The organism is Franconibacter sp. IITDAS19 (assembly GCF_023079515.1).
Classification (GTDB): domain Bacteria; phylum Pseudomonadota; class Gammaproteobacteria; order Enterobacterales; family Enterobacteriaceae; genus Franconibacter; species Franconibacter pulveris.
On record NZ_JALJCP010000003.1, the window covers coordinates 68,836 to 95,770 of the forward strand.

The 26,935-nt window shown below is 55.8% G+C and carries 27 protein-coding genes; 12 read left to right on the forward strand and 15 right to left on the reverse strand.

Annotation, left to right across the window (positions count from 1 at the left end):
- Positions 1–224: 224 nt before the first annotated feature.
- The gene (locus MT962_RS10000; RefSeq protein ID WP_024560086.1) at positions 225–1,643 is read right to left on the reverse strand and encodes a glutamate synthase small subunit; all 1,419 of its coding nucleotides are present in this window, start codon (positions 1,641–1,643) and stop codon (positions 225–227) included.
- Positions 1,644–1,652: 9 nt separating this feature from the next.
- Entirely contained in the window at positions 1,653–6,113 is a 4,461-nt protein-coding gene (gene gltB, locus MT962_RS10005) for a glutamate synthase large subunit (RefSeq protein ID WP_024558827.1), read from the reverse strand.
- 680 nt (positions 6,114–6,793) lie between these two features.
- Between gltB and MT962_RS10010 the strand changes: the two genes are divergently transcribed.
- The 4 genes from MT962_RS10010 to mtgA all read left to right on the forward strand — a co-directional run bounded on the left by MT962_RS10010 (position 6,794) and on the right by mtgA (position 11,732).
- A complete protein-coding gene (locus MT962_RS10010; RefSeq protein WP_024558826.1) occupies positions 6,794–7,732 on the forward strand; it encodes a TIGR01212 family radical SAM protein in 939 nt (312 codons plus the stop codon).
- Between the two features lie 55 nt (positions 7,733–7,787).
- Complete coding sequence (arcB, locus tag MT962_RS10015) at positions 7,788–10,121, forward strand: aerobic respiration two-component sensor histidine kinase ArcB (RefSeq protein ID WP_024560087.1); 2,334 nt, start codon at positions 7,788–7,790, stop codon at positions 10,119–10,121.
- 232 nt (positions 10,122–10,353) lie between these two features.
- The gene (gene elbB / locus MT962_RS10020; protein WP_024560088.1) at positions 10,354–11,007 is read left to right on the forward strand and encodes an isoprenoid biosynthesis glyoxalase ElbB; all 654 of its coding nucleotides are present in this window, start codon (positions 10,354–10,356) and stop codon (positions 11,005–11,007) included.
- The gene (gene mtgA, locus MT962_RS10025) at positions 11,004–11,732 is read left to right on the forward strand and encodes a monofunctional biosynthetic peptidoglycan transglycosylase (RefSeq protein ID WP_024560089.1); all 729 of its coding nucleotides are present in this window, start codon (positions 11,004–11,006) and stop codon (positions 11,730–11,732) included. Before elbB ends, mtgA begins: the two co-directional genes overlap by 4 nt.
- 80 nt (positions 11,733–11,812) lie before the next feature.
- Here the strand turns inward: mtgA and npr are convergent, their stop codons facing one another.
- The 11 genes from npr to MT962_RS10080 all read right to left on the reverse strand — a co-directional run bounded on the left by npr (position 11,813) and on the right by MT962_RS10080 (position 19,816).
- Positions 11,813–12,085, reverse strand: coding sequence for a PTS phosphocarrier protein NPr (npr, locus tag MT962_RS10030; RefSeq protein ID WP_024553045.1), 273 nt, complete (start codon positions 12,083–12,085; stop codon positions 11,813–11,815).
- Complete coding sequence (gene rapZ / locus MT962_RS10035) at positions 12,082–12,936, reverse strand: RNase adapter RapZ (RefSeq protein WP_024558821.1); 855 nt, start codon at positions 12,934–12,936, stop codon at positions 12,082–12,084. Before rapZ ends, npr begins: the two co-directional genes overlap by 4 nt.
- Before the next feature lie 63 nt (positions 12,937–12,999).
- A complete protein-coding gene (gene ptsN / locus MT962_RS10040) occupies positions 13,000–13,485 on the reverse strand; it encodes a PTS IIA-like nitrogen regulatory protein PtsN (RefSeq protein ID WP_024558820.1) in 486 nt (161 codons plus the stop codon).
- A gap of 85 nt (positions 13,486–13,570) precedes the next feature.
- Positions 13,571–13,858 (reverse strand): ribosome hibernation promoting factor, encoded by a 288-nt coding sequence (gene hpf / locus MT962_RS10045; RefSeq protein ID WP_024558819.1) that lies wholly within the window; start codon positions 13,856–13,858, stop codon positions 13,571–13,573.
- A gap of 22 nt (positions 13,859–13,880) precedes the next feature.
- Positions 13,881–15,314 (reverse strand): RNA polymerase factor sigma-54, encoded by a 1,434-nt coding sequence (rpoN, locus tag MT962_RS10050; protein ID WP_247365516.1) that lies wholly within the window; start codon positions 15,312–15,314, stop codon positions 13,881–13,883.
- Between the two features lie 105 nt (positions 15,315–15,419).
- A complete protein-coding gene (gene lptB, locus MT962_RS10055; RefSeq protein ID WP_024558817.1) occupies positions 15,420–16,145 on the reverse strand; it encodes an LPS export ABC transporter ATP-binding protein in 726 nt (241 codons plus the stop codon).
- 6 nt (positions 16,146–16,151) lie between these two features.
- On the reverse strand, positions 16,152–16,706 hold the full coding sequence (gene lptA / locus MT962_RS10060) for a lipopolysaccharide ABC transporter substrate-binding protein LptA (protein ID WP_024558816.1): 555 nt from the start codon (positions 16,704–16,706) through the stop codon (positions 16,152–16,154).
- On the reverse strand, positions 16,675–17,259 hold the full coding sequence (gene lptC / locus MT962_RS10065; protein WP_024558815.1) for an LPS export ABC transporter periplasmic protein LptC: 585 nt from the start codon (positions 17,257–17,259) through the stop codon (positions 16,675–16,677). Before lptC ends, lptA begins: the two co-directional genes overlap by 32 nt.
- Entirely contained in the window at positions 17,256–17,822 is a 567-nt protein-coding gene (kdsC, locus tag MT962_RS10070) for a 3-deoxy-manno-octulosonate-8-phosphatase KdsC (protein ID WP_024558814.1), read from the reverse strand. The genes lptC and kdsC overlap by 4 nt, the downstream gene beginning before the upstream one ends.
- A gap of 15 nt (positions 17,823–17,837) precedes the next feature.
- Entirely contained in the window at positions 17,838–18,824 is a 987-nt protein-coding gene (gene kdsD / locus MT962_RS10075) for an arabinose-5-phosphate isomerase KdsD (RefSeq protein ID WP_024558813.1), read from the reverse strand.
- Positions 18,825–18,838: 14 nt separating this feature from the next.
- On the reverse strand, positions 18,839–19,816 hold the full coding sequence (locus tag MT962_RS10080) for a calcium/sodium antiporter (RefSeq protein WP_024558812.1): 978 nt from the start codon (positions 19,814–19,816) through the stop codon (positions 18,839–18,841).
- Between the two features lie 232 nt (positions 19,817–20,048).
- Here MT962_RS10080 and mlaF point away from each other — a divergent pair, with 232 nt between their 5' ends.
- The 7 genes from mlaF to murA all read left to right on the forward strand — a co-directional run bounded on the left by mlaF (position 20,049) and on the right by murA (position 24,855).
- On the forward strand, positions 20,049–20,864 hold the full coding sequence (gene mlaF, locus MT962_RS10085) for a phospholipid ABC transporter ATP-binding protein MlaF (RefSeq protein ID WP_028019965.1): 816 nt from the start codon (positions 20,049–20,051) through the stop codon (positions 20,862–20,864).
- A gap of 7 nt (positions 20,865–20,871) precedes the next feature.
- Complete coding sequence (gene mlaE / locus MT962_RS10090; RefSeq protein ID WP_024559275.1) at positions 20,872–21,654, forward strand: lipid asymmetry maintenance ABC transporter permease subunit MlaE; 783 nt, start codon at positions 20,872–20,874, stop codon at positions 21,652–21,654.
- A 3-nt stretch (positions 21,655–21,657) separates the two neighbouring features.
- Positions 21,658–22,209, forward strand: a complete 552-nt coding sequence (mlaD, locus tag MT962_RS10095) for an outer membrane lipid asymmetry maintenance protein MlaD (protein WP_024559276.1) — start codon at positions 21,658–21,660, stop codon at positions 22,207–22,209.
- Positions 22,210–22,222: 13 nt separating this feature from the next.
- Positions 22,223–22,858 carry a phospholipid-binding protein MlaC gene (gene mlaC, locus MT962_RS10100; protein ID WP_024559277.1) on the forward strand — a complete coding sequence of 212 codons (636 nt, stop codon included), beginning with the start codon at positions 22,223–22,225 and terminating at the stop codon, positions 22,856–22,858.
- Complete coding sequence (gene mlaB, locus MT962_RS10105; RefSeq protein ID WP_024559278.1) at positions 22,858–23,160, forward strand: lipid asymmetry maintenance protein MlaB; 303 nt, start codon at positions 22,858–22,860, stop codon at positions 23,158–23,160. Before mlaC ends, mlaB begins: the two co-directional genes overlap by 1 nt.
- A 126-nt stretch (positions 23,161–23,286) precedes the next feature.
- Positions 23,287–23,541, forward strand: coding sequence for a BolA family iron metabolism protein IbaG (gene ibaG, locus MT962_RS10110; protein WP_024559279.1), 255 nt, complete (start codon positions 23,287–23,289; stop codon positions 23,539–23,541).
- Between the two features lie 54 nt (positions 23,542–23,595).
- Entirely contained in the window at positions 23,596–24,855 is a 1,260-nt protein-coding gene (gene murA, locus MT962_RS10115; RefSeq protein ID WP_024559280.1) for a UDP-N-acetylglucosamine 1-carboxyvinyltransferase, read from the forward strand.
- A gap of 48 nt (positions 24,856–24,903) precedes the next feature.
- On the opposite strand, the gene sfsB is transcribed toward murA, so the two are convergent.
- Together sfsB and ispB are read right to left on the reverse strand one after the other, a co-directional pair.
- A complete protein-coding gene (sfsB, locus tag MT962_RS10120) occupies positions 24,904–25,167 on the reverse strand; it encodes a DNA-binding transcriptional regulator SfsB (protein ID WP_028019966.1) in 264 nt (87 codons plus the stop codon).
- A 220-nt stretch (positions 25,168–25,387) separates the two neighbouring features.
- Positions 25,388–26,359 (reverse strand): octaprenyl diphosphate synthase, encoded by a 972-nt coding sequence (gene ispB / locus MT962_RS10125; RefSeq protein WP_024559281.1) that lies wholly within the window; start codon positions 26,357–26,359, stop codon positions 25,388–25,390.
- 259 nt (positions 26,360–26,618) lie between these two features.
- Between ispB and rplU the strand changes: the two genes are divergently transcribed.
- Positions 26,619–26,930, forward strand: a complete 312-nt coding sequence (rplU, locus tag MT962_RS10130; protein ID WP_024554649.1) for a 50S ribosomal protein L21 — start codon at positions 26,619–26,621, stop codon at positions 26,928–26,930.
- Positions 26,931–26,935: the final 5 nt, after the last annotated feature.

A 26,935-nucleotide genomic window follows, 5' to 3' on the forward strand; every position in this document is an offset into this window, starting at 1 on the left:
TAATTTTTATGATTGTTTATTTCGTATTTTCCATAGCAATGTATTTTTTCCGGAGTCTTTTAGAGCGGATTGGTAAGCTGAATTAATTGTTAATATGAATTTTAATAATTAAAGAGAACAAGAATAGATAAGATAAAGTGAATAAAACGGTAGAAGGTGGCGCTGGGATTTTAATCAATAATAAGGGAAGCTTGACGCTTCCCTTATTTCATAAGGCGGGGTGCTTATACTTCGAGGTAGTTCATGATGCCGTCGGCGGCTTTACGGCCTTCGGCAATCGCCGTTACCACCAGGTCAGAGCCGCGTACGATATCGCCACCAGCGAAAATCTTCGGGTTGCTGGTCTGGAAAGCGTTCTCGTTGCCCTCAGGCGCGATAATGCGTCCCTGAGAATCCAGCTCTACGCTGTGTTGCGCCAGCCATTCCATGCTGTGCGGGCGGAAACCAAACGCCAGCACCACCGCATCAGCAGGCAGCACGTGCTCTGAGCCCGGCACGATTTCCGCGCGACGACGGCCATGCACATCCGGCGCGCCCATTTCAGTACGCGCCATTTTCACGCCGCAAACTTTGCCGTTAGCGTTAATTTCAATGCCGAGCGGCTGCACGTTAAACTGAAACACGACGCCTTCCTCGCGCGCGTTTTTTACCTCACGGCGGGAGCCTGGCATGTTCTCTTCATCGCGACGATAAGCGCAGGTCACATGCGTTGCGCCCTGGCGCACCGAAGTACGTACGCAGTCCATCGCGGTATCGCCGCCGCCCAGCACCACGACGCGCTTGCCTTCCATATTGATGAACGGCTGCTGCGCATCTTCGCTAAAGCCCATAATCTGACGGGTGTTGGCGATAAGGAACGGCAGGGCTTCATACACGCCCGGCGCATCTTCGTTCTCCAGCCCGCCGCGCATGGACTGATAAGTGCCGACGCCCAGGAACACTGCATCGTAATCCTTCAGCAGATCGTCAAGCTGTACGTCGCGGCCCACTTCGGTATTAAGTTTGAACTCAATACCCATGCCGGTGAAGATTTCGCGGCGGCGGGTCATGACCTCTTTTTCCAGCTTAAAGGCCGGAATGCCGAAGGTCAGCAGGCCGCCGATTTCCGGATGACGGTCAAATACCACCGCTTTGACGCCGTTGCGGGTTAGCACGTCGGCGCAGGCGAGGCCCGCCGGGCCCGCACCAATGATGGCCACGCGCTTGCCGGTCTGCTTCACGCCGGTGAGGTCCGGGCGCCAGCCCATTTCAAACGCTTTATCATTGATATAGCGCTCAATGTTGCCGATGGTCACTGCGCCAAACTCATCGTTCAGTGTGCAGGAACCTTCACACAGGCGATCCTGCGGACAGACGCGGCCGCAGACTTCCGGCAGCGTGTTGGTCTGATGCGACAGTTCCGCCGCTTCAAAAATACGCCCCTCGTTGGCAAGCTTCAGCCAGTTAGGGATGTAGTTATGGACCGGACATTTCCATTCGCAGTAAGGGTTGCCGCAGGCGAGGCAGCGGTCTGCCTGCGCCTTGGCTTGACCTTCCGAGAAAGGCTCATAAATTTCTACAAACTCAATTTTACGGATCTTCAGCGGTTTCTTTGGCGGATCAACGCGCTGTAAGTCGATAAACTGGTAAACGTTCTGACTCATTACAACCCCTTACTGCGCCTGCACCCGCAGCTCTGCTGCGGAACGACTACGGTGACCCAACAATGCTTTGACATCACTGGACTTCGGTTTAACCAGCGCGAATTTCGAGGCGAAGGCCGGCCAGTGGGCCAGGATCTCTTCGCCGCGCTGCGAACCGGTATGGTGAACATGCTCGGTAATAAGGCCGCGCAGATGCTCCTCGTGAATCGCCAGCTCGTCTACGCCCAGCACTTCCACCAGTTCCGGGTTCACGCGCTTGCGGAACTCGCCATCTTCATCCAGCACGTAGGCGAAGCCGCCCGTCATACCTGCGCCGAAGTTGACGCCGGTTTTTCCGAGGATACAGACGATGCCGCCGGTCATATATTCACAACCGTTATCGCCGATGCCTTCCACCACGGTGATCGCGCCGGAGTTACGCACCCCGAAACGCTCGCCCGCGCGGCCTGCGGCATACAAGCGGCCGCCGGTTGCGCCGTACAGACAGGTATTGCCAATAATGCTCGCTTCATGACTGCGGAAGGCGGAGCCCACCGGCGGACGAATAGCGATTAAGCCGCCCGCCATGCCTTTGCCGACATAGTCATTGGCGTCGCCAGTCAGGTGCAGTTCCACGCCGCCTGCGTTCCAGACGCCGAAGCTCTGGCCCGCGGTGCCGCTGAAGTGCGCTTTGATTGGGTCGGAAGCCAGCCCCTGGTCGCCATGCGTCTCGGCAATGTAGCCCGAAAGCGATGCACCCACTGAACGGTCGGTATTGCGGATATCAAACCAGAACGTTTTGCTCTGCTTTTCATCCACATACGGCTTCGCCTGGTTCAACAGCTGCGCGTTGAGCACGCCATTATCGAACGGCGGGTTATGCTCGGTGCAGTAAACCGCTTTGCCCGGCAGCGGCTCGGCGGTTTCCAGCAGACGCGCCAGGTCGAGTTTCTGCTGTTTCGCGGTAAAGCCTTCCAGTTCTTTGAGCAGTTCCGTGCGGCCGATCAGGTCCACCAGGCGGGTAACGCCAAGCGAGGCCATGATTTCGCGTGTTTCACGGGCAATAAACTCAAAGTAGTTGGTTACCTTGAACGGCAGGCCGTGGTAGTGGTTTTTACGCAGTTTGTCATCCTGCGTCGCTACGCCGGTCGCGCAGTTGTTCAGATGGCAAATACGCAGGTATTTACAGCCAAGCGCCACCATCGGGCCGGTGCCGAAGCCGAAGCTTTCCGCGCCCAGAATGGCCGCTTTAATGATATCGAGGCCGGTTTTCAGGCCGCCGTCCACCTGCAGACGAATTTTGTGACGCAGGCCGTTAGCCACCAGCGCCTGCTGGGTTTCAACGAGGCCCAGCTCCCACGGACAGCCCGCGTATTTCACAGAGCTGAGCGGGCTTGCGCCCGTGCCGCCGTCGTAGCCGGCGATGGTGATGAGATCCGCGTAAGCTTTCGCCACGCCGGTCGCAATGGTGCCCACGCCCGGTTCGGAAACCAGCTTCACGGAGATCATCGCCTTCGGGTTGACCTGTTTTAAGTCGAAAATAAGCTGCGCCAGATCTTCAATCGAGTAGATGTCGTGATGCGGCGGCGGGGAGATAAGCGTTACGCCCGGCACCGAATAACGCAACTTAGCGATATAGGGGGTGACTTTGTCGCCCGGCAACTGGCCGCCTTCACCCGGCTTCGCGCCCTGAGCGACTTTAATCTGAATAACGTCAGCGTTAACCAGGTACGCCGGGGTCACGCCGAAGCGGCCGGAAGCCACCTGCTTAATGCGCGAGACTTTGTTCGTGCCGTAGCGCGCCGGGTCTTCGCCGCCTTCGCCTGAGTTCGAGTTACCGCCGATGCTGTTCATCGCTTCGGCCAGCGCTTCGTGCGCTTCCGGGCTCAGCGCGCCGATAGACATCGCCGCCGTGTCGAAGCGTTTGAACAGTTCGCTTGCCGGTTCGACTTCATCCACGCGAACCGCTTCGCCCTGCGGATTGAGGGCCAGCAGGTCGCGCAGCGTCGCCGCCGGGCGCTCGTTCACAAGCTTCGCATACTGCTGGTAATCGCTATACTCGCCGCTCTGAACCGCCTGTTGCAGTGTACGCACCACGTCCGGGTTGTACGCGTGGTATTCGCCGCCGTGTACATATTTCAACAGGCCGCCTTGCTCCAGCGGTTTGCGGGCAAGCCACGCGCGCTTCGACAGGTTCAGCAGATCCTGCTGGAAATCGCCGAAACCGGCGCCGCCGATGCGGCTCACCACCCCCTGGAAGCAGAGGCTGGAGACTTCATCGTGCAGGCCCACCGCTTCAAACAGCTTCGAGCAGCGGTAAGAGGCAATAGTCGAGATGCCCATTTTGGACATGATCTTATACAGGCCTTTGTTGATGCCGTTACGGTAGTTCAGCATCACGCTGCGGTAGTTCTTCTCGATGGCGCCGGTATCCACCAGCCGCGCCAGGGTTTCATAGGCGAGGTAAGGGTAGACAGCGGTCGCGCCGAAGCCCAGCAGCACGGCGAAGTGATGCGGGTCGCGGGCGCTTGCGGTTTCCACAATAATGTTAGCGTCGCAACGCAGGCTCTTCTCAACAAGGCGAGTCTGAATAGCGCCTACCGCCATCGGCGCAGGCACCGGCAAACGGTTTTTGGCGATGTTGCGGTCGGAAAGCACCAGCAACACGGTGCCGTCGCGCACCATCTGTTCGGCTTTGTCGCACAACGCTTTTACCGTCTCTTCAAGCGAGGTTTCGGTCACGTCGAACGTAATATCCAGCGTATCGGCGCGATAGTGCTGCTCTTCAAGCGTAGTCAGCTGTTTAAAGTCGGAGTAGAGCAGGATCGGCGATTTAAAGCTCAGGCGGTGCGCCTGGCCTTCGGCCTCGCAGAAGACGTTCATCTCGCGGCCAATGCTGGTGGCAAGCGACATCACGTGCGCTTCGCGCAGCGGGTCGATAGGCGGGTTGGTCACCTGAGCGAACTGCTGGCGGAAATAATCATAAATAATGCGCGGCTGGCTGGAGAGCACGGCGAACGGCGTGTCATCGCCCATTGAGCCGACCGCTTCCTGGCCGTTTTCGCCAAGCACACGGATAACGGAATCCAGCTCTTCATTGCTGTAGTTAAACTGCTTCTGGTAGCTGGCGAGCAGATCGTCGTCCATTTCACGGGTGCCGACCTGGTCATCCGGCAAATCTTCAAACGGCACCAGACGGCGCACGTTTTTCTCCATCCACTCTTTGTACGGGTGGCGGCTTTTAAGATCGTTGTCCGTTTCCGCCGAGTGCAGAATGCGCCCGCCGCGGGTGTCGATAACCATCAGTTCGCCCGGGCCAACGCGTCCTTTCTCCACTACTTCATCCGGCTGATAATCCCAGATACCTACTTCAGAGGCGCAGGTGATGAGCTTGTCTTTGGTAATGACATAGCGCGCCGGGCGCAGGCCGTTGCGGTCGAGGTTACAGGCGGCGTAGCGACCGTCGGACATAACGATGCCTGCCGGGCCGTCCCACGGCTCCATATGCATGGAGTTGAAGTCGAAGAACGCGCGCAGCTCCGGATCCATATCCGGGTTGTTCTGCCATGCTGGCGGCACCAGCAGACGCATCGCGCGCACGATATCCATCCCGCCCGCCAGCAGCAGCTCCAGCATATTATCCATGGAGCTGGAGTCGGAGCCGGTTTCGTTTACGAAAGGCGCGGCATCATGAAGATCCGGGATCAGCGGGGTTTTAAACTTATAGGTACGCGCGCGCGCCCACTGACGGTTGCCCGTGATGGTGTTGATTTCGCCGTTATGCGCCAGGTAGCGGAACGGCTGGGCCAGCGGCCAACGCGGCACGGTGTTGGTGGAAAAGCGCTGGTGGAAAAGGCAGATAGCCGATTCCAGACGCAGGTCCGCCAGGTCCAGGTAAAAGCGCGGCAGGTCTGCCGGCATACAGAGACCTTTATAAATATTGACCAGGTTAGACAGGCTACAGACATAGAAGTCTTTGTCATCCTGGAGACGTTTTTCGATACGACGACGGGCGATAAACAGGCGGCGTTCCATATCGCGCGGACGCCAGCCCGCCGGGGCGTTAACGAAAATTTGTTCAATGCGCGGCAGAGAGGAGAGGGCGATTTCACCCAGCACGCCTTCGTTGGTCGGTACGTCGCGCCAGCCCACAATGGAGAGGGTTTCCTGTTGCAGCTCTTCTTCAACGATACGACGACTACGGGCCGCCAGTTCCGCATCTTTATTTAAGAACAGCATGCCGACGGCGTAGTTCTTCGCCAGACGCCAGCCGCGCTCTTCGGCAACAAGGCGGAAGAAACGATCCGGTTTTTGCAGCAGCAGGCCGCAACCATCGCCAGTCTTGCCATCGGCAAGGATAGCGCCACGGTGCTGCATACGGGCCAGTGCGTGAATGGCGGTACGCACTACCTTGTGGCTAGGTTCGCCTTCTATGTGGGCGATCAGGCCGAAACCACAGTTATCCCTCTCAAGGGATTTATCGTACAACATATAAGTGAACCTCCCCAGGCTCTGCGAGACTCTCTTGTTCTGACGGCGCGCGGGCGTAAAAAGGGTGCGGCGACGGGGGTGGCGTTATAACGCGTTCCTCGTATGTCGCCCTCTTTCATCCTTTTCGCATCGATACACGGTCGTTGAGAACTTACTTAAGAGGGAATCTCAATTACTGCATAAATATGATGAGCAGAACACTCATCCAGAAAGCTTCCAGCGGATTCTCAACTTATCGGGAATCACCAGGCAGGTCAAATGTCATTCTTATTTATGCTGAAATGTGCTATGCATTGGTTAACTTATTGTTTTAAATATATATTTATTGTTTTTTACAATGCATGAAGCGGCGGCTGCACCAAAATGGAGTGTGATCTCTCTCACTATTGGTGCTGGCTATAAACCCCAATGGCCACTGCCGTTACGGGAATTAACAGCGGAAAATGCTAAAAATCAGGTGCGACTTGCAGCATGGTACTGTTTTTCACTTGTCGTCATATTATTTAAATAAAAGGCGGCGACATAAGGAAAAGTAATCAGCCAGTCGCTGACTGAAATTGCGTTTATTGTGAATGATTATTCATGGTGTAAAAGGGTGCCCTGGCGCTTGATCCACATCATCGCCGTGGGGAAGGAAAACTGGCAGGCTTGGCCCTTTTCGCAGGGCGGCCTTCCAGATTATGCAGTTACAGAAATTAGTCAATATGTTTGGCGGCGACCTGGCCCGCCGGTATGGGCAAAAAGTCCATAAACTTACGCTACACGGCGGCTTCAGCTGCCCAAATCGCGACGGCACGATTGGCCGCGGCGGATGCACTTTTTGCAATGTCGCCTCTTTTGTTGATGAAACGCAGCAGTACGCCTCGATAGCCGATCAGCTTGCCTGTCAGGCGAAGCGGGTCGATCGGGCGAGGCGTTATCTCGCCTATTTCCAGGCATACACCAGCACCTGGGCTGAAGTGCAGCAATTGCGCGCCATGTATCAACAGGCGGTAAGCGAGGCGAATGTCGTCGGCCTGTGCGTGGGAACGCGCCCCGACTGCGTGCCGGAGAGCGTACTCGATTTGCTCAGCAGTTATCGCGAACAGGGTTATGAGGTCTGGCTGGAGCTGGGGTTACAGTCGGCCCACGATAAAACGCTGCGCCGTATTAACCGCGGCCATAACTTTACGGCTTACCAGAAGACGGCGCGGCTGGCGCGCGCACGCGGGCTTGATGTCTGCTGTCATCTCATCGTCGGTCTGCCTGGCGAAACGCAAGGCCACTGTCTTGAGACACTGGCGCGCGTAGTGGATACCGGCGTGGATGGCATTAAGCTGCATCCGCTGCACATCGTCAGCGGCAGCATTATGGCGAAAGCATGGCAGGCGGGCAGGATTACAGGCATTGCGCTTGAGGAGTATGCCGCCACGGCGGGGGAGATTATCCGCCATACGCCGCCGGAAGTGATATATCACCGCATCTCCGCCAGCGCACGTCGTCCCACGCTTCTCGCGCCGCTGTGGTGTGAAAACCGCTGGACCGGTATGGTGGAGATAGACCGCTACCTTAACGCGCACGGCGCGCAGGGGACCGCCCTCGGTACACCCTGGACGCCACACTTTTACGTTCAACCCTGAGCGTTCTCGCCGGTTTTGGGTATTATTGAGCGGAATATCAGCGAAGGAATAATTCATGAAGCAAATCCGGTTGTTGGCGCAGTTTTACGTTGATCTGCTGGTCAAGCTGGGCCTGGTGCGGTTCTCTCTGTTACTGGCCCTCGCTCTGGTGGTGCTGGCGATGGCGGTGCAGATGGCGGTAACGATGGTGCTGCACGGCCAGGTGGAGAGCATCGACGTTATCCGCTCTATCTTCTTCGGCTTATTGATAACGCCCTGGGCCGTTTACTTTCTCTCTGTGGTGGTGGAACAGCTGGAAGAGTCGCGCCAGCGGCTTTCGAAGCTTGTCGACAAACTCGAAGAGATGCGCGAGCGCGACCTGAAGCTTAATGTGCAGCTTAAAGACAACATCGCTCAGCTTAATCAGGAGATTGCCGAGCGCGAAAAGGCGGAGGCTGAGCGCCAGCATATGCTGGAGCAGCTAAAAGTCGAGATGAAAGAGCGCGAAGTGACGCAGATCCAGCTTGAGCAACAATCTTCCTTCCTGCGCTCGTTTCTGGACGCCTCGCCGGACCTCGTTTTCTATCGCAACGAAGATAAAGAGTTCTCCGGCTGCAACCGGGCGATGGAGTTGCTGACCGGGAAAAGCGAAAAACAGCTGATCAACCTTAAGCCGCAGGATGTGTATTCGCCGGAGGCGGCGGAAAAGGTTATCGAAACCGATGAAAAGGTATTTCGCCACAACGTTTCGCTCACTTACGAGCAGTGGCTCGACTATCCGGATGGCCGCAAAGCCTGCTTTGAAATTCGTAAAGTGCCTTACTATGACCGGGTGGGCAAACGCCACGGCCTGATGGGGTTCGGCCGCGACATTACCGAGCGTAAGCGCTATCAGGACGCGCTGGAGCGCGCCAGCCGCGATAAGACCACCTTTATTTCTACCATCAGCCATGAACTGCGCACGCCGCTCAACGGCATTGTCGGCCTAAGCCGCATTCTGCTTGATACTGAACTCACAGCCGAGCAAGAGAAATACCTGAAAACGATTCACGTTTCCGCCGTTACGCTTGGCAATATCTTTAACGATATTATCGATATGGACAAAATCGAGCGGCGCAAAGTGCAGCTTGATAACCAGCCGGTTGATTTCACCAGCTTTCTTGCCGACCTTGAAAACCTCTCCGGCCTGCAGGCGCAGCAAAAAGGGTTGCGCTTTGTGATGGAGCCGACGCTGCCGCTGCCGCACAAGGTGGTGACTGACGGCACTCGCCTGCGTCAGATCCTGTGGAATCTCATCAGCAACGCGGTGAAATTTACCCAGAAAGGGCAGGTGACGGTGCGCGTGCGCTACGAAGAGGAGCGCCGCCTGCGCTTCGAAGTGGAAGACTCCGGTATCGGTATTCCGCAGCAGGAGCTGGATAAGATCTTCGCCATGTATTATCAGGTGAAAGACAGTCAGGGCGGTAAGCCCGCTACCGGCACCGGCATTGGTCTTGCGGTATCGCGTCGACTGGCGAAAAACATGGGCGGCGATATCACCGTTTCAAGCAAACCTGGCAAGGGCTCTCTCTTCACGCTCACCGTCGAGGCGCCGCGCGTGGCGGAAGAGGTTAAGGATGAACAGGAAGACGACGATATGCCGTTGCCAGCGCTGCATGTGCTGCTGGTGGAAGATATTGAACTCAACGTGATTGTCGCCCGCTCCGTGCTTGAGAAGCTTGGCAACAGCGTGGATGTGGCGATGACCGGCAAAGCGGCGCTGGAAACGTTCCAGCCCGGCGAGTATGACCTTGTGCTGCTCGATATCCAGTTGCCGGATATGACGGGCCTGGATATCTCCCGCGAACTGACGCGCCGCTACGCAAAAGAGGATTTGCCGCCGCTGGTGGCGTTAACCGCCAATGTGCTTAAGGACAAGCAGGAGTATCTGGATGCGGGGATGGATGACGTGCTGAGCAAGCCGCTGGCCGTCCCCGCGCTGACCGCAATGATTAAGAAATACTGGGATACCCAACCGGACGAGAATGAGGGCGAAACGATGAGTGAAGATAAGCACAAGACGTTATTCGATCTACCCATGCTTGAGCAGTATATGGAGCTGGTGGGGCCGAAGCTGATTCTGGATGGCCTGGCGATGTTTGAAAAGATGATGCCGGGCTACCTGAGCGTGCTGGAGTCGAACCTGACGGCGCGTGACCAGAAAGGCATCGTAGAGGAAGGGCATAAAATTAAAGGTGCGGCGGGCTCCGTCGGCCTGCGTCATCTACAACAGCTGGCCCAGCAGATTCAGTCGCCAGACTTGCCGGCATGGTGGGATAACGTTGGTGAATGGGTAGAAGAGCTTAAGCAGGAGTGGCCGCAGGATGTGGCAGCGCTGAAGGCGTGGGTGAGCGAAGCTGAAAAAAAATGACCCCGGATTAACCGGGGTGCGCGAATACTGCGCCAACACCAGGGAAATTAAGGCATCGCCTGTTCTTGGTGTGGTTTTTTCGTTCATGGCGGGGCCTGAGAATATGTTCCGCTCGAGCATAAGATAGCAAAACTTAAAAAAATTGTTACGCGAATCAGTTAAATGTGTGAAGCATAGCGTTTAAATTACAATTTTTTATATTGTTCAGTAGCTTAGGTAAAGGGATGAATTCATGAAGAAAATTGGCGTCGTACTTAGCGGTTGTGGCGTTTATGACGGAAGCGAAATTCATGAGGCGGTTATTACGCTGCTGGCGATTGCACGAAGCGGCGCGCAGGCGGTCTGCTTTGCGCCTGATAAACCGCAGGCGGATGTGCTTAACCATCTGACCGGCGAGAAAATGGCGGAAAGCCGTAACGTACTGGTGGAAGCGGCGCGTATCGCTCGCGGCGAAATTCAGGCGCTCGGTCAGGCCCGGTTCGAGACGCTGGACGCGCTGGTGGTGCCGGGCGGCTTTGGCGCGGCGAAGAATCTGAGCAATTTTGCAAGCCAGGGGGCGGAGTGCGTTGTCGACCCGTCGCTTAAGGCGCTGGCGCAGGCGATGCATGCCGCAGGCAAGCCGCTTGGCTTTATCTGCATCGCCCCCGCCATGCTGCCTAAAATTCTGCCGCCGCCGCTGCGCCTGACCATTGGCACCGATATCGATACGGCGGAAATTATTGAGGAAATGGGCGGCGAACATGTTCCCTGTCCGGTGGACGATATCGTGGTGGATGAAGATAACAAAGTGGTCACCACGCCCGCCTACATGGTAGCGAAGCGCATTGACGAGGCGGCAGCCGGTATAGAGAAGCTGGTCGCCCGCGTGCTGGAACTGTGCGAATGAGGAAAGGCAAGGCGTCGCTGTGGCGAAAGGGGTGGCGCTGGCTTTGGCGTGGCTGCGCCGCCGTGCTGGCGTTCTGGATAGCCGGTATTTTGCTGTTCGGCCTGCTGCCGGTGCCTTTTTCCGCGGTGATGGTAGAAAGACAAGCATCCGCCTGGTTTAGCGGTAATTTTAGCTATATAGCGCATTCTGACTGGGTAGGAACCGACGATATTTCGCCATGGATGGGGCTTGCGGTCATCGCGGCGGAGGACCAAAAGTTCCCTGAACACTGGGGCTTTGACGTCGCCGCCATAAAGAAAGCGGTCTCTCATAACGAACGGCACGAGAATCGCATTCGCGGCGCTTCGACGATTTCGCAGCAGACGGCTAAAAACCTTTTTCTGTGGGACGGGCGCAGCTGGCTGCGCAAGGGGCTGGAAGCGGGGCTGACGGTAGGTCTGGAAACGGTCTGGAGCAAACGGCGCATTCTCACGGTTTATCTGAATATCGCTGAATTTGGCGAGGGCACCTTTGGCGTAGAGGCGGCGGCGCAGCGTTATTTCCACAAGCCCGCCAGCCGTCTTACCGCAGCGGAAGCCGCTATGCTGGCGGCAGTGCTGCCAAACCCTCTGCGTTTGCGGGCGGACGCGCCTTCAGGTTACGTACGCGCGCGTCAGGCGTGGATCCTGCGCCAGATGCGCCAGCTGGGCGGCGAAACGTTTATGACGCAGCATAAGCTGCGCTAAAAGGGATAACCGCCTGAGCGACAAAAAAGGCGGGTTAGCCTGGAGCTGACCCGCCTTTTGCATGCGCCAGAGCAAAGCCGTTAATCTTCGTCAAAGCCAGCTTTAAACAGAGCGATAACCGCTGACAGGGCCTCTTGTTCCTGAGGACCCGTCGCTTCCACTTCAATCTGACCGCCCTGGGCGGAATCCAGCATCAGCAGAGCGATTACGCTACTCGCCTCCGCTTCCGTGCCTGCTTCATTACGCAGCAGCACTTCCGCATCAAAACTCTGCACCAGCTCGAACAGCTTCATGGCCGGCCGGGCATGCATGCCGAGCTTATTGGTTATCTCAACGGTTTGTTTTACGGTCATGATTTGCGTTTTTCCAGCGTGCGGTGACGGGACTGAACGTTTTTACCGCGTGAACGGAAATAGTCGGCCAGCTGTTCCGCAATGTAGACCGAGCGATGTTTACCGCCAGTACAGCCAATAGCGACCGTAAGGTAGCTGCGGTTGTTGGTTTCCAGCATGGGCAACCACAGTTCCAGATAGCTGCGGGTTTGATAGATAAAGTTATGCACTTCGGTATGGCGGTCAAGGAAGGCGGCCACCGGTTTATCAAGCCCGGTCATAGGGCGCAGCTTGGGATCCCAGTGCGGGTTGGGCAGGAAGCGAACGTCGAAGACGTAGTCGGCGTCGATAGGAATGCCATGCTTAAAGCCAAAGGATTCAAACACCATCGTTAATTCACGCTCGCGCTTGCCGAGCAGGCGCGTGCGCAGCATTTCCGCCAGCTCATGCACGGACATTTCCGAGGTGTCGATAATCAGATCGGCCCGGGAGCGTAACGGCTCCAGCAGGTTATTCTCTTCGTCGATGGCGCTCTCCAGCGAGAGGTTGCGGCCAGAGAGAGGGTGCAGACGGCGAGTGTCGCTGTAACGGCGGATGAGCGTATTGCGATCGGCATCCAGAAACAGCAATTGCGGAGAAAACGCATCCGGCAGGTTATTCATCGCCTGCTCGAAAATCTCCGGCGACTCGGGCATATTGCGCACGTCGATACTGATGGCGGCGGAAATCTGTCTGTCCGCCAGCGTCCGCGCCAGCTCAGGCAGCAGCACTACCGGCAGGTTATCCACGCAGTAGAATCCCATGTCTTCCAGCGCGCGCAGAGCTACCGATTTTCCGGAGCCCGAACGCCCGCTGACGATCATCAGCACCATCTCCAGTCTCTCCCTGGGTCAATACGGGCGGCAAGCGCCCCTCTTATCGAGCTTTGCAGCCCGTTATTCGCTCTCATCGCCGCCTTCGGTGATGATTTGATAAAGCTCTTCATCGCTTTGCGCCGCGCGCAGACGACGACAGATCGTTTTATCCGCCAGCCGCCTTGCCACGAGCGAGAGCGTATGCAAATGCGTTTTGGTCTGATCGGCCGGCACCAGCAGGGCGAAGAGCAGATCGACCGGCTGATTGTCGATAGCGTCAAAAGCAATAGGCGTTTCCAGTTGTACGAATACGCCTACGGCGCGCAAGGTATCTTCTTCAAGCTTACCATGCGGAATGGCGATGCCGTTGCCGATGCCGGTACTGCCCATTCGCTCGCGCGTGAGAATGGCTTCAAACACCACCTGCGGCGGCAGACTAAGCTGCTTCGCGGCCAGTTCACTGATGATTTCCAGCGCGCGTTTTTTACTCTGGCAATGCACCCCGCTTCGGGTACATTCCTGGTTCAGGACATTGCTCAGTTGCAGAGCGGAATCATTATTCATCATAAGTTCACCTAAGCATTCTCTGTGCTAACGGCCCGCTATTCGTTGAATAACGAGCCGTTAATACATCAGCTAAACGCCCGGACAATCAGTGTTGTTTCAGTTTATCTTTATGTTTAGTAAGTTGCCGCGCCAGTTTATCAATTAAACCGTCGATGGCGGCGTACATATCCTGACCTTCCGCACTGGCATGAAGCTCGCCGCCGTTAACGTGCAACGTGGCGTCCGAGATGTGAGTGACTTTCTCCACTTTCAGCACTATGTAAACCTGGTTAATCCTTTCGAAGTACTGCTCCAGCTTAGCGAACTTCGTGTTCACAAATTCACGAAGGGAATCAGTGATTTCGACGTTATGTCCAGTAATGTTGAGCTGCATAGTGTCTTCCTTATCGGTTGAGTCAAACCAGCTGCTTGCGCTGATTAGACGGCGGAATAGATAAAGACTCTCGATACTTCGCCACAGTACGGCGGGCCACCATGATGCCCTGATCGGACAGCATGGATGTCAGCTTACTGTCGCTCAGCGGCTTCGCGGGATTTTCCGCGGCTATTAATTTCTTCACCAGCGCGCGGATGGCGGTGGATGAGGCTTCGCCGCCGCCCTCCGTATTTACATGGCTGGAGAAGAAATACTTCAGTTCAAAAATGCCTCGCGGGCTGTGCAGATATTTTTGCGTTGTGACGCGGGAGATAGTTGATTCGTGCATCTCTACCGCCTGGGCGATGTCCGCCAACACCATCGGCTTCATGTACTCTTCGCCCTTGTCAAAAAAAGCCTGCTGTTGCTCGACGATACAGCGGCTTACGCGAAGCAGCGTATCGTTGCGGCTCTCCAGGCTTTTAATCAGCCATTTCGCTTCCTGCAAATTGCTGCGAATAAACTGGCTGTCGGACTCATTGCGCGCGGTAGTGCACATCGCGGCGTATTGTTGGTTAATTTTAAGACGCGGAATGCTGTCGGCATTAAGCTCTACCGTCCAGCGACCGTTATGCTTACGCACCAGCACATCCGGTATGACATATTCCGGCTCGCCGGTCTGAATCGACTGGCCGGGACGCGGGTCGAGCGACTGTATCAGCGCGACCGCCTCTTTCAGCACCTCTTCTTTCAGCCGGGTGACCCGCATCAGGCTGCGGAAGTCGTGGTTCGCCAGCAAATCAAGATGGTTGCTGATGATAAGACGAGCCTCTTCAATCCATGGCGTCTCTCTGGAAAACTGCGAAAGCTGCACCAGCAGACAGTCGCGCAGATCGCGCGCCGCCACGCCGACAGGGTCAAAGCGCTGCACCCGCTTTAATACCGCCTCCACTTCGTCGAGGCTTATCTCCTCATCGCCCATGCTTTCCAGGATATCTTCCAGCGCGACGGTGAGATAACCGGTTTCATCGACGGCGTCGACAATCGACGTGGCGATGGCGCGGTCGGTATCGGAGAAGGGAGTCAGCTCAACCTGCCACATCAGGTAATCCTGCAGCGACTGGGTGGTTTCACCCTGATAAACAGGCAGCTCGTCATCCTGATAATCCACGCCGTTGCCGGAGGGGGTGCCTGCCGTATAGATCTCGTCCCAGCTGGCGTCGAGCGGTAACTCGTCCGGCATCTCTTTTTGTTCGAGCGCTTCGGCGGTATCCAGCCCTTCGCTGCTTTGCGCTTCCTGAGTGGCTATCTCATCATGAAATTCGGTTTGCTCAAGCAGTGGGTTATTTTCCAGCGCTTGCTGAAGTTCTTGCTGCAGTTCCAGCGTCGACAACTGCAACAGGCGGATGGCCTGTTGCAACTGGGGCGTCATGGCAAGTTGTTGGCTAAGCCTAAGTTGCAAACCTTGCTTCATATTCAGAGCAAATTTCCTCAGGTGATAAGTATTAGTATACCTGTCCTGGCAGGGCGCGACGCCGGAATACGATGGCGCGGGCTCGCTGTCCGTTGCTCTACCCTATCAGAGTCTGAACTCTTCCCCAAGATAGACGCGCTTAACTTGCTCGTCTTGCAGGATCTCATCGGGCGTGCCGTGGGCGATAAGGTGCCCCTGGCTGACGATATAAGCGCGTTCACAAACGGCCAGCGTTTCACGGACGTTATGGTCGGTGATGAGAACGCCCAGGCCGCTGTCGCGCAGGTGTTCAATGATGCGCTTGATGTCGATAACGGAAATAGGGTCTACCCCGGCGAAAGGTTCGTCGAGCAGGATGAATTTCGGGTTGGCGGCCAGCGCGCGGGCGATCTCCACACGGCGACGTTCACCGCCGGAAAGCGCCTGGCCGAGGCTGTTGCGCAGATGATCGATATGAAACTCTTCCATCAGCTCTTTCGCGCGATCTTCGCGCTGCTCGCTGCTCAGATCGTCGCGGATCTGCAGTACCGCCATCAGGTTGTCGTATACGCTCAGACGGCGAAAGATAGAGGCTTCCTGCGGCAGATAACCAATACCGCGACGGGCGCGGGCGTGCAGCGGCAGCAGGCTGATATCCTCTTCATCAATAATGATATTGCCGGCATCGCGCGGCACAATGCCGACGACCATGTAGAACGTGGTGGTTTTACCGGCGCCGTTCGGCCCGAGCAGGCCGACGATTTCGCCCGATTTCACCGTCAGGCTGACATCTTCAACGACGCGTCGGCCTTTGTATGCTTTAGCGAGGTTTTTCGCGATTAATGTTGCCATAAGAAGTTAGTTGCTCTTTTTCTGCGCTGGCGCCTGGGAGTTGTTTTTATCCTGCAGCTGCGACGGCACCAGCACCGTGGTCACGCGCTTGCCCTTATCGCTGAAGGCCTGCATTTTCTGCTCTTTCACCAGATAAGTGATTTTGTCGCCCTGGATATTGCTGTCGAGCTGTTCCAGATAGGCTTTACCGGTCAGCACGACAAAATCGTTTTGCAGTTCGTAATGCATCTGCGAGGCGTGGCCTTTCACCGGCTTGCCGTTATCCTGCATCTGGTAGAACGTGGCGGGATTGCCGTAGCCGTCGATAACTTCTTTGCCCTGCTCGCCGCCCGGACGGGTAACCACCACCTTATCGGCGTTGATCTTAATGGTGCCCTGAGTGACGACGACATTACCGGTGAAGGTGACGACGTTGCCCTGCATATCCAGCGACTGCTGATCGGACTCGATATGTATCGGCTGTTCAGTATCGCCTGTTACGGCAAACGCTGAGCAGCTGGCGGCCAGCAACACGCCGGAGAGGGCGAGATTAAGGCTGAGTTTGTTTGTTCTGAATTTCATACGAGGTTCTAACCTTTTCAATCAGCTCGGCGTTTTTATTGCGTAAGTTTCCGCGCATTTTCAGGCCGCTGGAGTTAAAGCTGGTGCCGTATAACGTGACGAGCTTATCTGACGAGACATCCTGAGTTATCAGGTTGATTTGCGCTTCGTCCGTTGTAATTCGGCGCAACTGCGAATCCGCAGTCAGCGCGTTGACCTCAACGTGACCGTAAAGGTACAGCATCCTGTCATTAGTCAGTTTGGCTTTATCTGCCTTAACTGACCAGGTGGGCGTTTTGTCAGCGCTCTGGGTATCGAAGGTGGTCATCACTGGTTGTGTAAACCAGGAGACGCCGTCGGCGGAGTAGTACTCCACATGTTGCGCCACAAGCCGGTAGTTCATTGCGCCTTCCGGGCTGTAAACCAGCGTGCTGGAATGTTCACTCTGGTAAGTTGGCTCGTTGTCACTTGTCGCCACTGGTCCGGTTTCCTCCTGGTCAGCGAGATTAATGCCAATCAGCACCAACACCGCCAGCGCCAGCAGGATAATCACCCAGCGTCTGGTTTTACTCATATAGATTGCCCTTTGGCCTCATCAAGCTTGCCCTGCGCCAGCAACAGAAGATCGCAGACTTCCCGCACCGCGCCGCGTCCGCCATGAATGCGGGTAACATAATCGGCGCGCGGAATGAGCAACGGATGCGCGTCGGCCACCGCCACGCTCAGCCCGACCTCCGCCATGACCGGCCAGTCAATCAAATCATCGCCCACATAAGCCACATTGTCGGGTGCCAGCGCCAGTTTTTCCAGCAAGTTACGGTAAGCTATTAACTTATCGGATTGCCCCTGGTAGAGATGGGTTATGCCGAGTGTTTCGCAGCGGTCTTCCAGCAATTTCGCTTTGCGGCCGGTAATAATCGCCACCTCAATGCCGGAGGTCAGCGCGCAGCGAATCCCGTAGCCATCTCGTACGTTAAACGCCTTTAACTCTTCGCCGCTGTTGCCCATATAAATCAAGCCGTCGGACATGACGCCGTCGACATCAAGAATGAGCAGACGAATCTGCTCCGCCCGCGCCATAACCTGCGCGCTCACTGGCCCGTAACAGGTTGCGACCGCGCCATCTGCGTTACTCATCAATGCTTTCCTTTCTTAGACTACGCCCGCGCGCAGCAAATCATGCATATGTACCACACCGAGCAACTGGTCGCCATCGGCAACCAGGACAGAGGTTATATGGCGCGACTGCATCAGATTCAAGGCTTCAACTGCCAGCGTCCCCGGCCTTACGCGAATGCCGCCACGGGTCATGACATCAACGATATGCAATTTGTGCAGATCGACACCCATATCAAAGACACGACGTAGATCGCCATCAGTGAAAATCCCTTCGATTTTCATTAGATCGTCGCAAATAACCGTCATGCCGAGGTTTTTACGGGTGATTTCCAGCAGCGCGTCGCGAAGCGTCGCCTCTTTGCTGACGCGGGGGATCTCATCGCCGGTGTGCATAATATCGTTCACGCGCAGCAGCAGCTTGCGGCCCAGCGCGCCGCCAGGGTGAGATAGCGCAAAATCTTCAGCGGTAAACCCGCGCGCTTTCAAAAGCGCCACCGCCAGCGCGTCGCCCATGACAAGCGTTGCGGTTGTGCTGGAGGTCGGCGCCAGGCCAAGCGGGCAGGCCTCTTTCGGCACTTTCACGCAAAGATGAATATCCGCCGCGCGCGCCATAGCGCTTTCGGGGCGGCTTGTGATACAGATGAGCGGCACCTGCAGACGTTTCAGCACAGGGATAAGCGCGAGGATTTCATTAGACTCGCCGGAATTAGAGATAGCGATAACGATATCCTGCGCCGTAACCATGCCCAGATCGCCATGGCTCGCCTCGCCTGGATGAACAAAAAAAGCAGGCGTGCCGGTGCTGGCGAAAGTCGCCGCCATTTTTTTCCCGATATGGCCTGATTTGCCCATGCCCATGACGACCACCTTGCCCTGGCAGTAGAACATGCTTTCACAAGCCTTACTAAAATCTGTATTAATGTACTGGTCGAGCTGCGCCAGGCCTTCACGTTCAATTTCCAGCACATCTCTGCCGGCCTGCTGAAAGTCAAAGCCCGGCGGCAAATCTATCTGCGACATAATCTGTTTCCGATTCATCCTGTAAGACGGGGCGAGAGCCAGAAGAGCATCGCCATCCATACGACAAAGCCGCACAGCAACCCGGCGCCGGCGCGTTTACCAATATGACGAGCGCGCCGCCAGCAGAGCAGGGCGAAGATAACGCTGACCAGCAGCGTCACGCCATAATCCCGGGTAAACAGCAGCGGGTTGATTTCGCCTGGCGCGAGCAATGCAGTCAGACCTGGCACAATAGCAATATTATAAATATTTGAACCTATGATATTGCCGATAGCTATGTCATCCTCGCCTTTGCGGGCGCCGGCGATGGCGGTTGCAAGCTCCGGCAGGCTGGTGCCTATAGCAATAAAAGTCAGGCCGACAGTCAGTTCGCTGATGCCAAAGCTATTCGCCAGCACGGTGGCGTTATCTATCACTATCTGCGTGGCCATTGGCATAATGATAAGCGCAACGCCGAGCCATAAAAAGGCAACCGGTCGACTGCCTTCGCGCGGCAATTCCGCCTGCTGTTCGCGAGTGAGGCTATCATTACCCTTACGCTCCGCTATTCGGGCGACTTTAACGATGAGCCAGATATAGGCCGCCGCCATGCACAGCAAGACTGAACCATCAAGGCGAGAGAGCGCGCCATCATAAAAGAAAACGCCTGCCAGCGCGCTGACCAGCAGCATGATCGGCAGCTCGCGGCGCAGCACGCCGGAGTGAACATAAAAAGGGTGCAGCAACGCCGCCAGGCCGAGAATCAATAAAATGTTCGTGATGTTTGAGCCGAGCGCCGTACCCAGCGCCAGGTCCGCCTGACCATGCAGCGCGGCGGCGGTGGCGACCAGAATTTCCGGCAGAGAAGTGCCGATGCCTACGACCGTCATGCCGATAATCAGCGGGGGAACGCCCAGACTGCGGCAGAGCAGGGAGGCGGCAAATACCAGGCGGTCAGCGCTGTAGACGACCAAAAGTAAACCGATAATTAACAGCGCCGTAGCTAAAAGCATGCAAAGTCCTTTATTCAGGTATAATCGCCGGTCCACTTCGCCTGAAGCCCTGGCTGCGCACGGATCTTTTAAGGAAAGTGCAAAATCCTAATTCTGACTTTATGCGCCCAAAAAGTAAAACAAATGCCAGCTTTCGCTAACTGTGGCGGGTAATTATCTGTAAAAATGTTTCGTTTGTGGCGATTAAATACGCCACGTTGAATCATAACTCACTCCGGCTAAGGATAAATTGATGAGCCAGACCGAGATGAACCTGGTCGACATTCGCGGTGTCAGCTTCACACGCGGTAATCGGTGCATCTTTGATAATATTTCTCTCAACGTGCCGCGGGGAAAAATCACGGCCATCATGGGGCCGTCAGGGATCGGAAAAACCACGCTGCTGCGGCTAATCGGCGGACAAATTCAGCCCGATTGCGGAGAGATCCTCTTCGATGGCGAAAATATTCCCGCCATGTCTCGCTCGCGGCTTTATACCGTGCGTAAGCGCATGAGCATGTTGTTTCAGTCCGGCGCTTTATTTACCGACCTGAACGTTTTTGAAAACGTGGCCTGGCCGCTGCGTGAACATACTCATTTGCCTGAGGCGCTGCTGCATAGCACGGTAATGATGAAGCTTGAAGCGGTTGGGCTTCGCGGCGCCGCGAAGTTAATGCCTTCGGAGCTTTCCGGCGGCATGGCGCGCCGGGCGGCGCTGGCGCGGGCGATCGCGCTGGAACCAGACTTAATTATGTTTGACGAACCTTTTGTCGGTCAGGACCCCATTACAATGGGCGTGCTGGTGAAGCTTATCTCAGAGCTAAACAGCGCGCTTGGCGTTACCTGCATCGTGGTTTCTCATGATGTGCCGGAAGTGTTGAGCATCGCGGATTACGCCTATATCGTGGCGGATAAACGCATCGTTGCCCACGGCAGCGCCCAGGCGTTGCAGGAAAACCAGGAACCGCGGGTGCGGCAGTTCCTCGACGGAATAGCCGACGGACCGGTGCCTTTCCGCTTCCCGGCCGGGGACTATCAGCAAGACTTATTATCAGGAAAAGGGAGTTAACCCACAGATGCTGTTAAATGCGCTGGCGTCGCTGGGACGTCGCGGGTTGGAAGTGAGCGCCTCCTTTGGCCGCGCCGGATTAATGCTGTTTAATGCGGTGGTCGGCAAGCCACAGTTTCGCAAGCAAGCGCCGCTACTGATGCGCCAGATTTATAACGTCGGCGTACTGTCGATGCTTATCATCATCGTTTCCGGCCTTTTTATCGGTATGGTGCTGGGCCTGCAGGGCTATCTGGTGTTAACCACCTACAGTGCGGAAACCAGCCTGGGCATGATGGTGGCCTTGTCGCTGCTGCGTGAACTGGGGCCCGTGGTGTCCGCTCTGCTCTTTGCCGGACGCGCAGGTTCGGCCCTGACGGCGGAAATCGGCCTGATGAAAGCCACCGAGCAACTCTCCAGCATGGAGATGATGGCAGTTGACCCGCTGCGCCGCGTCATTGCGCCGCGATTCTGGGCGGGTATCATCACGTTGCCGCTGCTGACCATTATTTTCGTCTCGGTCGGCGTCTGGGGCGGGGCGTTGGTCGGCGTGAGCTGGAAAGGCATCGACGCGGGCTTTTTCTGGTCCGCCATGCAGGACGCCGTCGACTGGCGCCTCGATTTAGTAAACTGTTTGATTAAGAGTGTGGTGTTTGCCGTGACGGTAACGTGGATTGCGTTATTTAACGGCTATGATGCGATTCCGACATCCGCAGGGATCAGCCGGGCAACTACACGTACCGTTGTGCACGCATCGCTGGCCGTTCTGGGCCTGGATTTCGTGCTCACTGCATTGATGTTTGGGAATTAATTCATGCAAACGAAGAAATTTGAAATTTGGGTCGGCGCTTTTATGCTGGTGGCGCTGCTGGCTGCGCTCTTTTTGTTCCTCAAAGTCGCGAATGTCACCTCCATGCGCACAGAACCGACCTATCAGCTCTATGCCACTTTCGATAATATCGGCGGCCTGAAGGTGAGCTCGCCGGTGCGTATTGGCGGCGTGGTGATCGGCCGCGTGGCTGATATTTCGCTCGATCCGAAAACCTATCTGCCGCGCGTAACTATGGATATCGAACAGCGTTACGATCATATCCCTGATACCAGTTCGCTCTCTATCCGCACGTCCGGTTTGCTGGGCGAGCAATATCTGGCGCTGAACGTCGGGTTTGAAGACCCTGAGCTGGGCACTTCCATTCTTAAAGAAGGGGGAACCATTCAGGATACCAAGTCCGCCATGGTGCTTGAGGATTTGATTGGCCAGTTCCTCTACAAGAGCAACAGCGGCGACAATCAGAATAACGACAGTGCGCAAACGCCGGCTGCCAACCATACTGATTCGACGCCGCAACCTGAAACGACGAAATAACTCAGGAGAAAACATGACTTTATTTAAACGCTTTTTAATGGTCGCGATGTTGGTTATTGCGCCGCTTGCTAACGCCGCCGATCAGACCAACCCGTATACTTTGATGAACGAGGCGGCAAAGAAAACCTTTGACCGTCTGAAAAACGAGCAACCGAAAATCCGTCAAAACCCTAACTATCTGCGTGACGTCGTCGATCAGGAGCTGCTGCCTTATGTACAGGTAAAATACGCCGGCGCGCTGGTGCTCGGCCGCTATTACAAAGAAGCGACTCCCGCGCAGCGTGAAGCCTATTTCGCCGCTTTTCGCGAGTATCTGAAGCAGGCTTATGGTCAGGCGCTGGCGATGTATCACGGTCAGACTTACCAGATTGCGCCAGAGCAGCCGCTCGGCAATGCCGATATCCTGCCGATCCGCGTCACTATCATCGACCCAAATGGCCGCCCGCCGGTACGTCTGGACTTTCAGTGGCGTAAGAACAGCCAGACCGGCAACTGGCAGGCTTATGACATGATCGCGGAAGGGGTGAGCATGATCACCACCAAACAGAACGAGTGGAGCGACATTCTGCGTCAAAAAGGGGTTGAAGGTCTGACCGCGCAGCTGCAATCGATCTCTCGTCAACCGATTACGCTGGATCAGAAACAGTAATGGCGCAGCAGTTTAGCTGGCAGCGCAGCGGCGACATCCTGCGTTTGCAGGGGGTGCTTGAGGAAGAGACGCTGACGCCGCTCTGGGAAGCACGCCATGAAGCCACGTCAGGCTTGCGGGTCATTGAGCTAAACGGGCTGGAGAGGGTGGATACCGCCGGGCTGGCGCTGCTCATTCAACTGGTGGCGCTGGTGAAGAAGCAAGGCGTAGCGCTGAGGATGGAAGGCGGCAGCGAAAACCTGATGACGCTGGCGAAGCTCTATAACCTGCCGGAAAATTTGATGCCTTTACCGGCAAGCTAATATTTTCAGTATGTTACTAAAAAAGCCCCGCAGTCTATAGCTTGCGGGGCTTTTTGCTTATTTAAGCGCGCGCCACTTTGCTCTAAGATGTTGGGCTGTTTTCACTAAACGACGAATCAAGATCCCATGGAAAATCATGAAATCCAGTCAGTGCTGATGAATGCACTGCCCCTCCAGGAAGTCCACGTCTCCGGCGATGGCAGCCATTTTCAGGTAATTGCGGTGGGTGACCTGTTCGCCGACATGAGTCGCGTTAAGAAACAGCAAACTGTCTATGGCCCGCTGATGGCGTATATCGCCGATAACCGCATTCACGCGGTATCCATCAAAGCCTATACCCCACAGGAGTGGGAGCGCGACCGCAAACTTAACGGTTTTTGAGCTGTGGGCCAGCGGCCGACAGCGACTATGAATAACTAACAGAGACTACTTTTGATGGATAAATTTCGTGTGCAGGGGCCTTGCCGCCTGAACGGCGAAGTCACGATCTCCGGGGCGAAGAACGCCGCGCTGCCAATCCTCTTCGCTGCGCTGTTGGCCGAAGAGCCGGTAGAGATCCAGAACGTACCGAAGCTGAAAGATATCGATACCACCATGAAGCTGCTCAGCCAGCTGGGTACGAAGGTTGAACGCAATGGTTCCGTCTGGATCGATGCAAGCCAGGTCAATATCTTCTGTGCGCCGTATGAGCTGGTGAAAACCATGCGCGCTTCTATCTGGGCGCTGGGGCCTCTGGTGGCGCGCTTCGGCCAGGGGCAGGTTTCTCTGCCGGGCGGTTGCGCTATCGGCGCCCGTCCTGTTGACCTGCACATTACCGGTCTTGAGCAACTGGGCGCGGAGATCAAACTGGAAGAAGGCTATGTGAAAGCGTCCGTCCAGGGCCGCCTGAAAGGCGCGCATATCGTGATGGATAAGGTAAGCGTAGGCGCGACCGTTACTATCATGAGCGCAGCCACGCTTGCGCAAGGCACTACGGTTATTGAAAACGCCGCGCGCGAGCCGGAGATTGTCGACACGGCGAACTTTCTCAACACGCTGGGCGCGAAAATTACCGGCATGGGTACCGATCGCATCACTATCGAAGGCGTTGAGCGTCTGGGCGGCGGCGTGTATCGCGTCCTGCCGGACCGTATTGAAACCGGCACCTTCCTGGTGGCGGCAGCCATTTCCGGCGGCAAAGTGATGTGCCGCAACACCCAGCCGGATACGCTGGACGCGGTACTGGCGAAGCTTCGCGAAGCGGGCGCGGATATCGAAATCGGCGAAGACTGGATTAGCCTTGATATGCATGGCAAACGCCCGAAAGCGGTTAACGTGCGCACTGCGCCGCATCCGGCTTTCCCGACCGATATGCAAGCGCAGTTCACTCTGTTGAATCTGGTGGCCGAAGGGACAGGCGTTATCACCGAAACTATCTTTGAAAACCGCTTTATGCACCTGCCGGAGCTGATCCGTATGGGCGCTCATGCAGAGATTGAAAGCAATACCGCTATCTGTCACGGCGTGGAGAAACTCTCCGGCGCGCAGGTGATGGCGACCGATCTGCGTGCTTCTGCAAGCCTGGTGCTGGCGGGATGCATTGCGGAAGGCACAACCATTGTCGATCGCATTTACCATATCGATCGTGGTTACGAGCGTATCGAAGACAAACTGCGTGCGCTGGGCGCCAATATTGAGCGCGTAAAAGGCGAATAAACGCGCGGGAAATGAAAAATAAAAAACCGGGGCATGCCCCGGTTTTTTTTAACGTTCCCGAATCAAAAGCCCGCGATTAATAAACGCATGCGTCTTCGGATCGAAGTAGCGTGACGGCCAGATAACCCAGGGGTCGGTATCCAGCGCCATGGCGATAAGGTATTCGCCTTTTGGCCAGGGGCGGCTTAACGCATTGGCCAGGGTTGAAGAGCTCAGTCCGGCTTTGCGCGATTCCGCTGCCAGCGAAGTGCCCTTCTTACGTAAGCCAGCAATGATGTCGGCAGGATGCCAGTCCACAAGTTTACGTTCCATTTATCCTCCCTGTAAGCGCCTGTAACATGCGGTTGGCTGAAATAGCGCAACACCTGAAATGTACACTTATCGGACAAAATTTTCTAAATGGTTCTTTTAAGGCGGCGTAAGAATCGGAAATTTACCAAAAACTGGCGCTGCACAGGCCTGAGCCCAGACAAACAGGGAAATGAAAGGCAGACGTTAAGAAATATTCCGCGCCTGCTGGCGCGGAAAGGGATCAATAATCGCGCTGTACGGCAGTATGAGCTAGCGCAATCAGCGCTTCACGGTAAGGAGAGTCCGGTAGGATAGCCAGCGCGGAAATCGCTTTATCTGCCTCTTCTTCAGCGCGCTGGCGCGTCCACTCCAGCGATCCGCAAGCCGCCATCGCCGACAGCACGGGCTCCAGAAGATGACGCCCGTTGCCTTGTTCGATAGCTTCACGGATCATTTTCGCCTGCTCCGGCGATCCGTTGCGCATCGCGTGCAACAACGGCAGCGTAGGTTTGCCTTCGTTAAGATCGTCGCCCACGTTTTTGCCCAGACGTTCGCCGTCGGCGCTGTAATCCAGAAGATCGTCGATCAACTGGAAAGCGGTGCCGAGATAGCGGCCGTAATCCTGAAGTGCCTGCACCTGCGCATTATCGGCGTTCGCCAGCAGCGCGGCGCATTGCGCGGCGGCTTCAAAAAGGCGGGCCGTTTTGCTGTAAATAACGCGCATGTAGCTTTCTTCGGTGATATCGGGATCGTTGACGTTCATCAGCTGCAGGACTTCACCTTCAGCGATAACGTTCACGGCTTCCGACATCACTTCGAGCACAGGAAGCGAGCCCAGGCTTGTCATCATTTGAAATGCGCGGGTGTAGATAAAATCGCCTACCAGAACGCTTGCGGCATTGCCGAACGCGGCGTTGGCCGTCGCTTTGCCGCGGCGCATGTCGGACTCGTCCACCACGTCGTCATGTAGCAGGGTAGCGGTATGGATAAACTCAATCAGCGCGGCGAGCGTAACGTGCGCGTTACCCTCGTAACCCAGCGTGCGCGCAGCAAGGACGGCTATCATCGGACGGATGCGTTTACCGCCGCCGCTGACGATGTAATAGCCCAACTGGCTGATAAGTTGCACGTCGGAATTCAGCTGTTCAAGGATAGTCGCGTTGACACCCGCCATATCTTGCGCGGTTAACTCATTAATTTTTTCTAAATTCATCGCAAAAGTCTGGCTATCGTCCTGTTTACCACAAGGCTGTAATGGGAGAACGTAAGGATAATGGATTGTAAATGTAGTACAGATTGTACCGGAAAAATGCGGCAGATAAACGCTGCCGTAGGAGTTGCGTTTTTTTTCCGCGTTGATTAACGATCAGGCTTGTCAAAGCCTCACGATTTGCGTAATATTCGCGCCCTATGTGAATATTTATAGCGCACTCTGAACATACAGAAGGCGTGCGCGGAAAGCGGAGTTTTATATGTACGCGGTTTTCCAAAGTGGTGGTAAACAACACCGAGTAAGCGAAGGTCAAACCGTTCGCCTGGAAAAGCTGGACATCGCAACTGGCGAAACTATTGAGTTCGCTGAAGTTCTGATGATCGCAAACGGTGAAGATGTCAAAATCGGCGTTCCTTTCGTTGATGGCGGCGTAATCAAAGCTGAAGTTGTTGCTCACGGTCGTGGCGAGAAAGTTAAAATCGTTAAGTTTCGTCGTCGTAAACACTACCGTAAGCAGCAGGGCCATCGTCAGTGGTTCACTGATGTGAAAATCACTGGCATCAGCGCTTAATACAG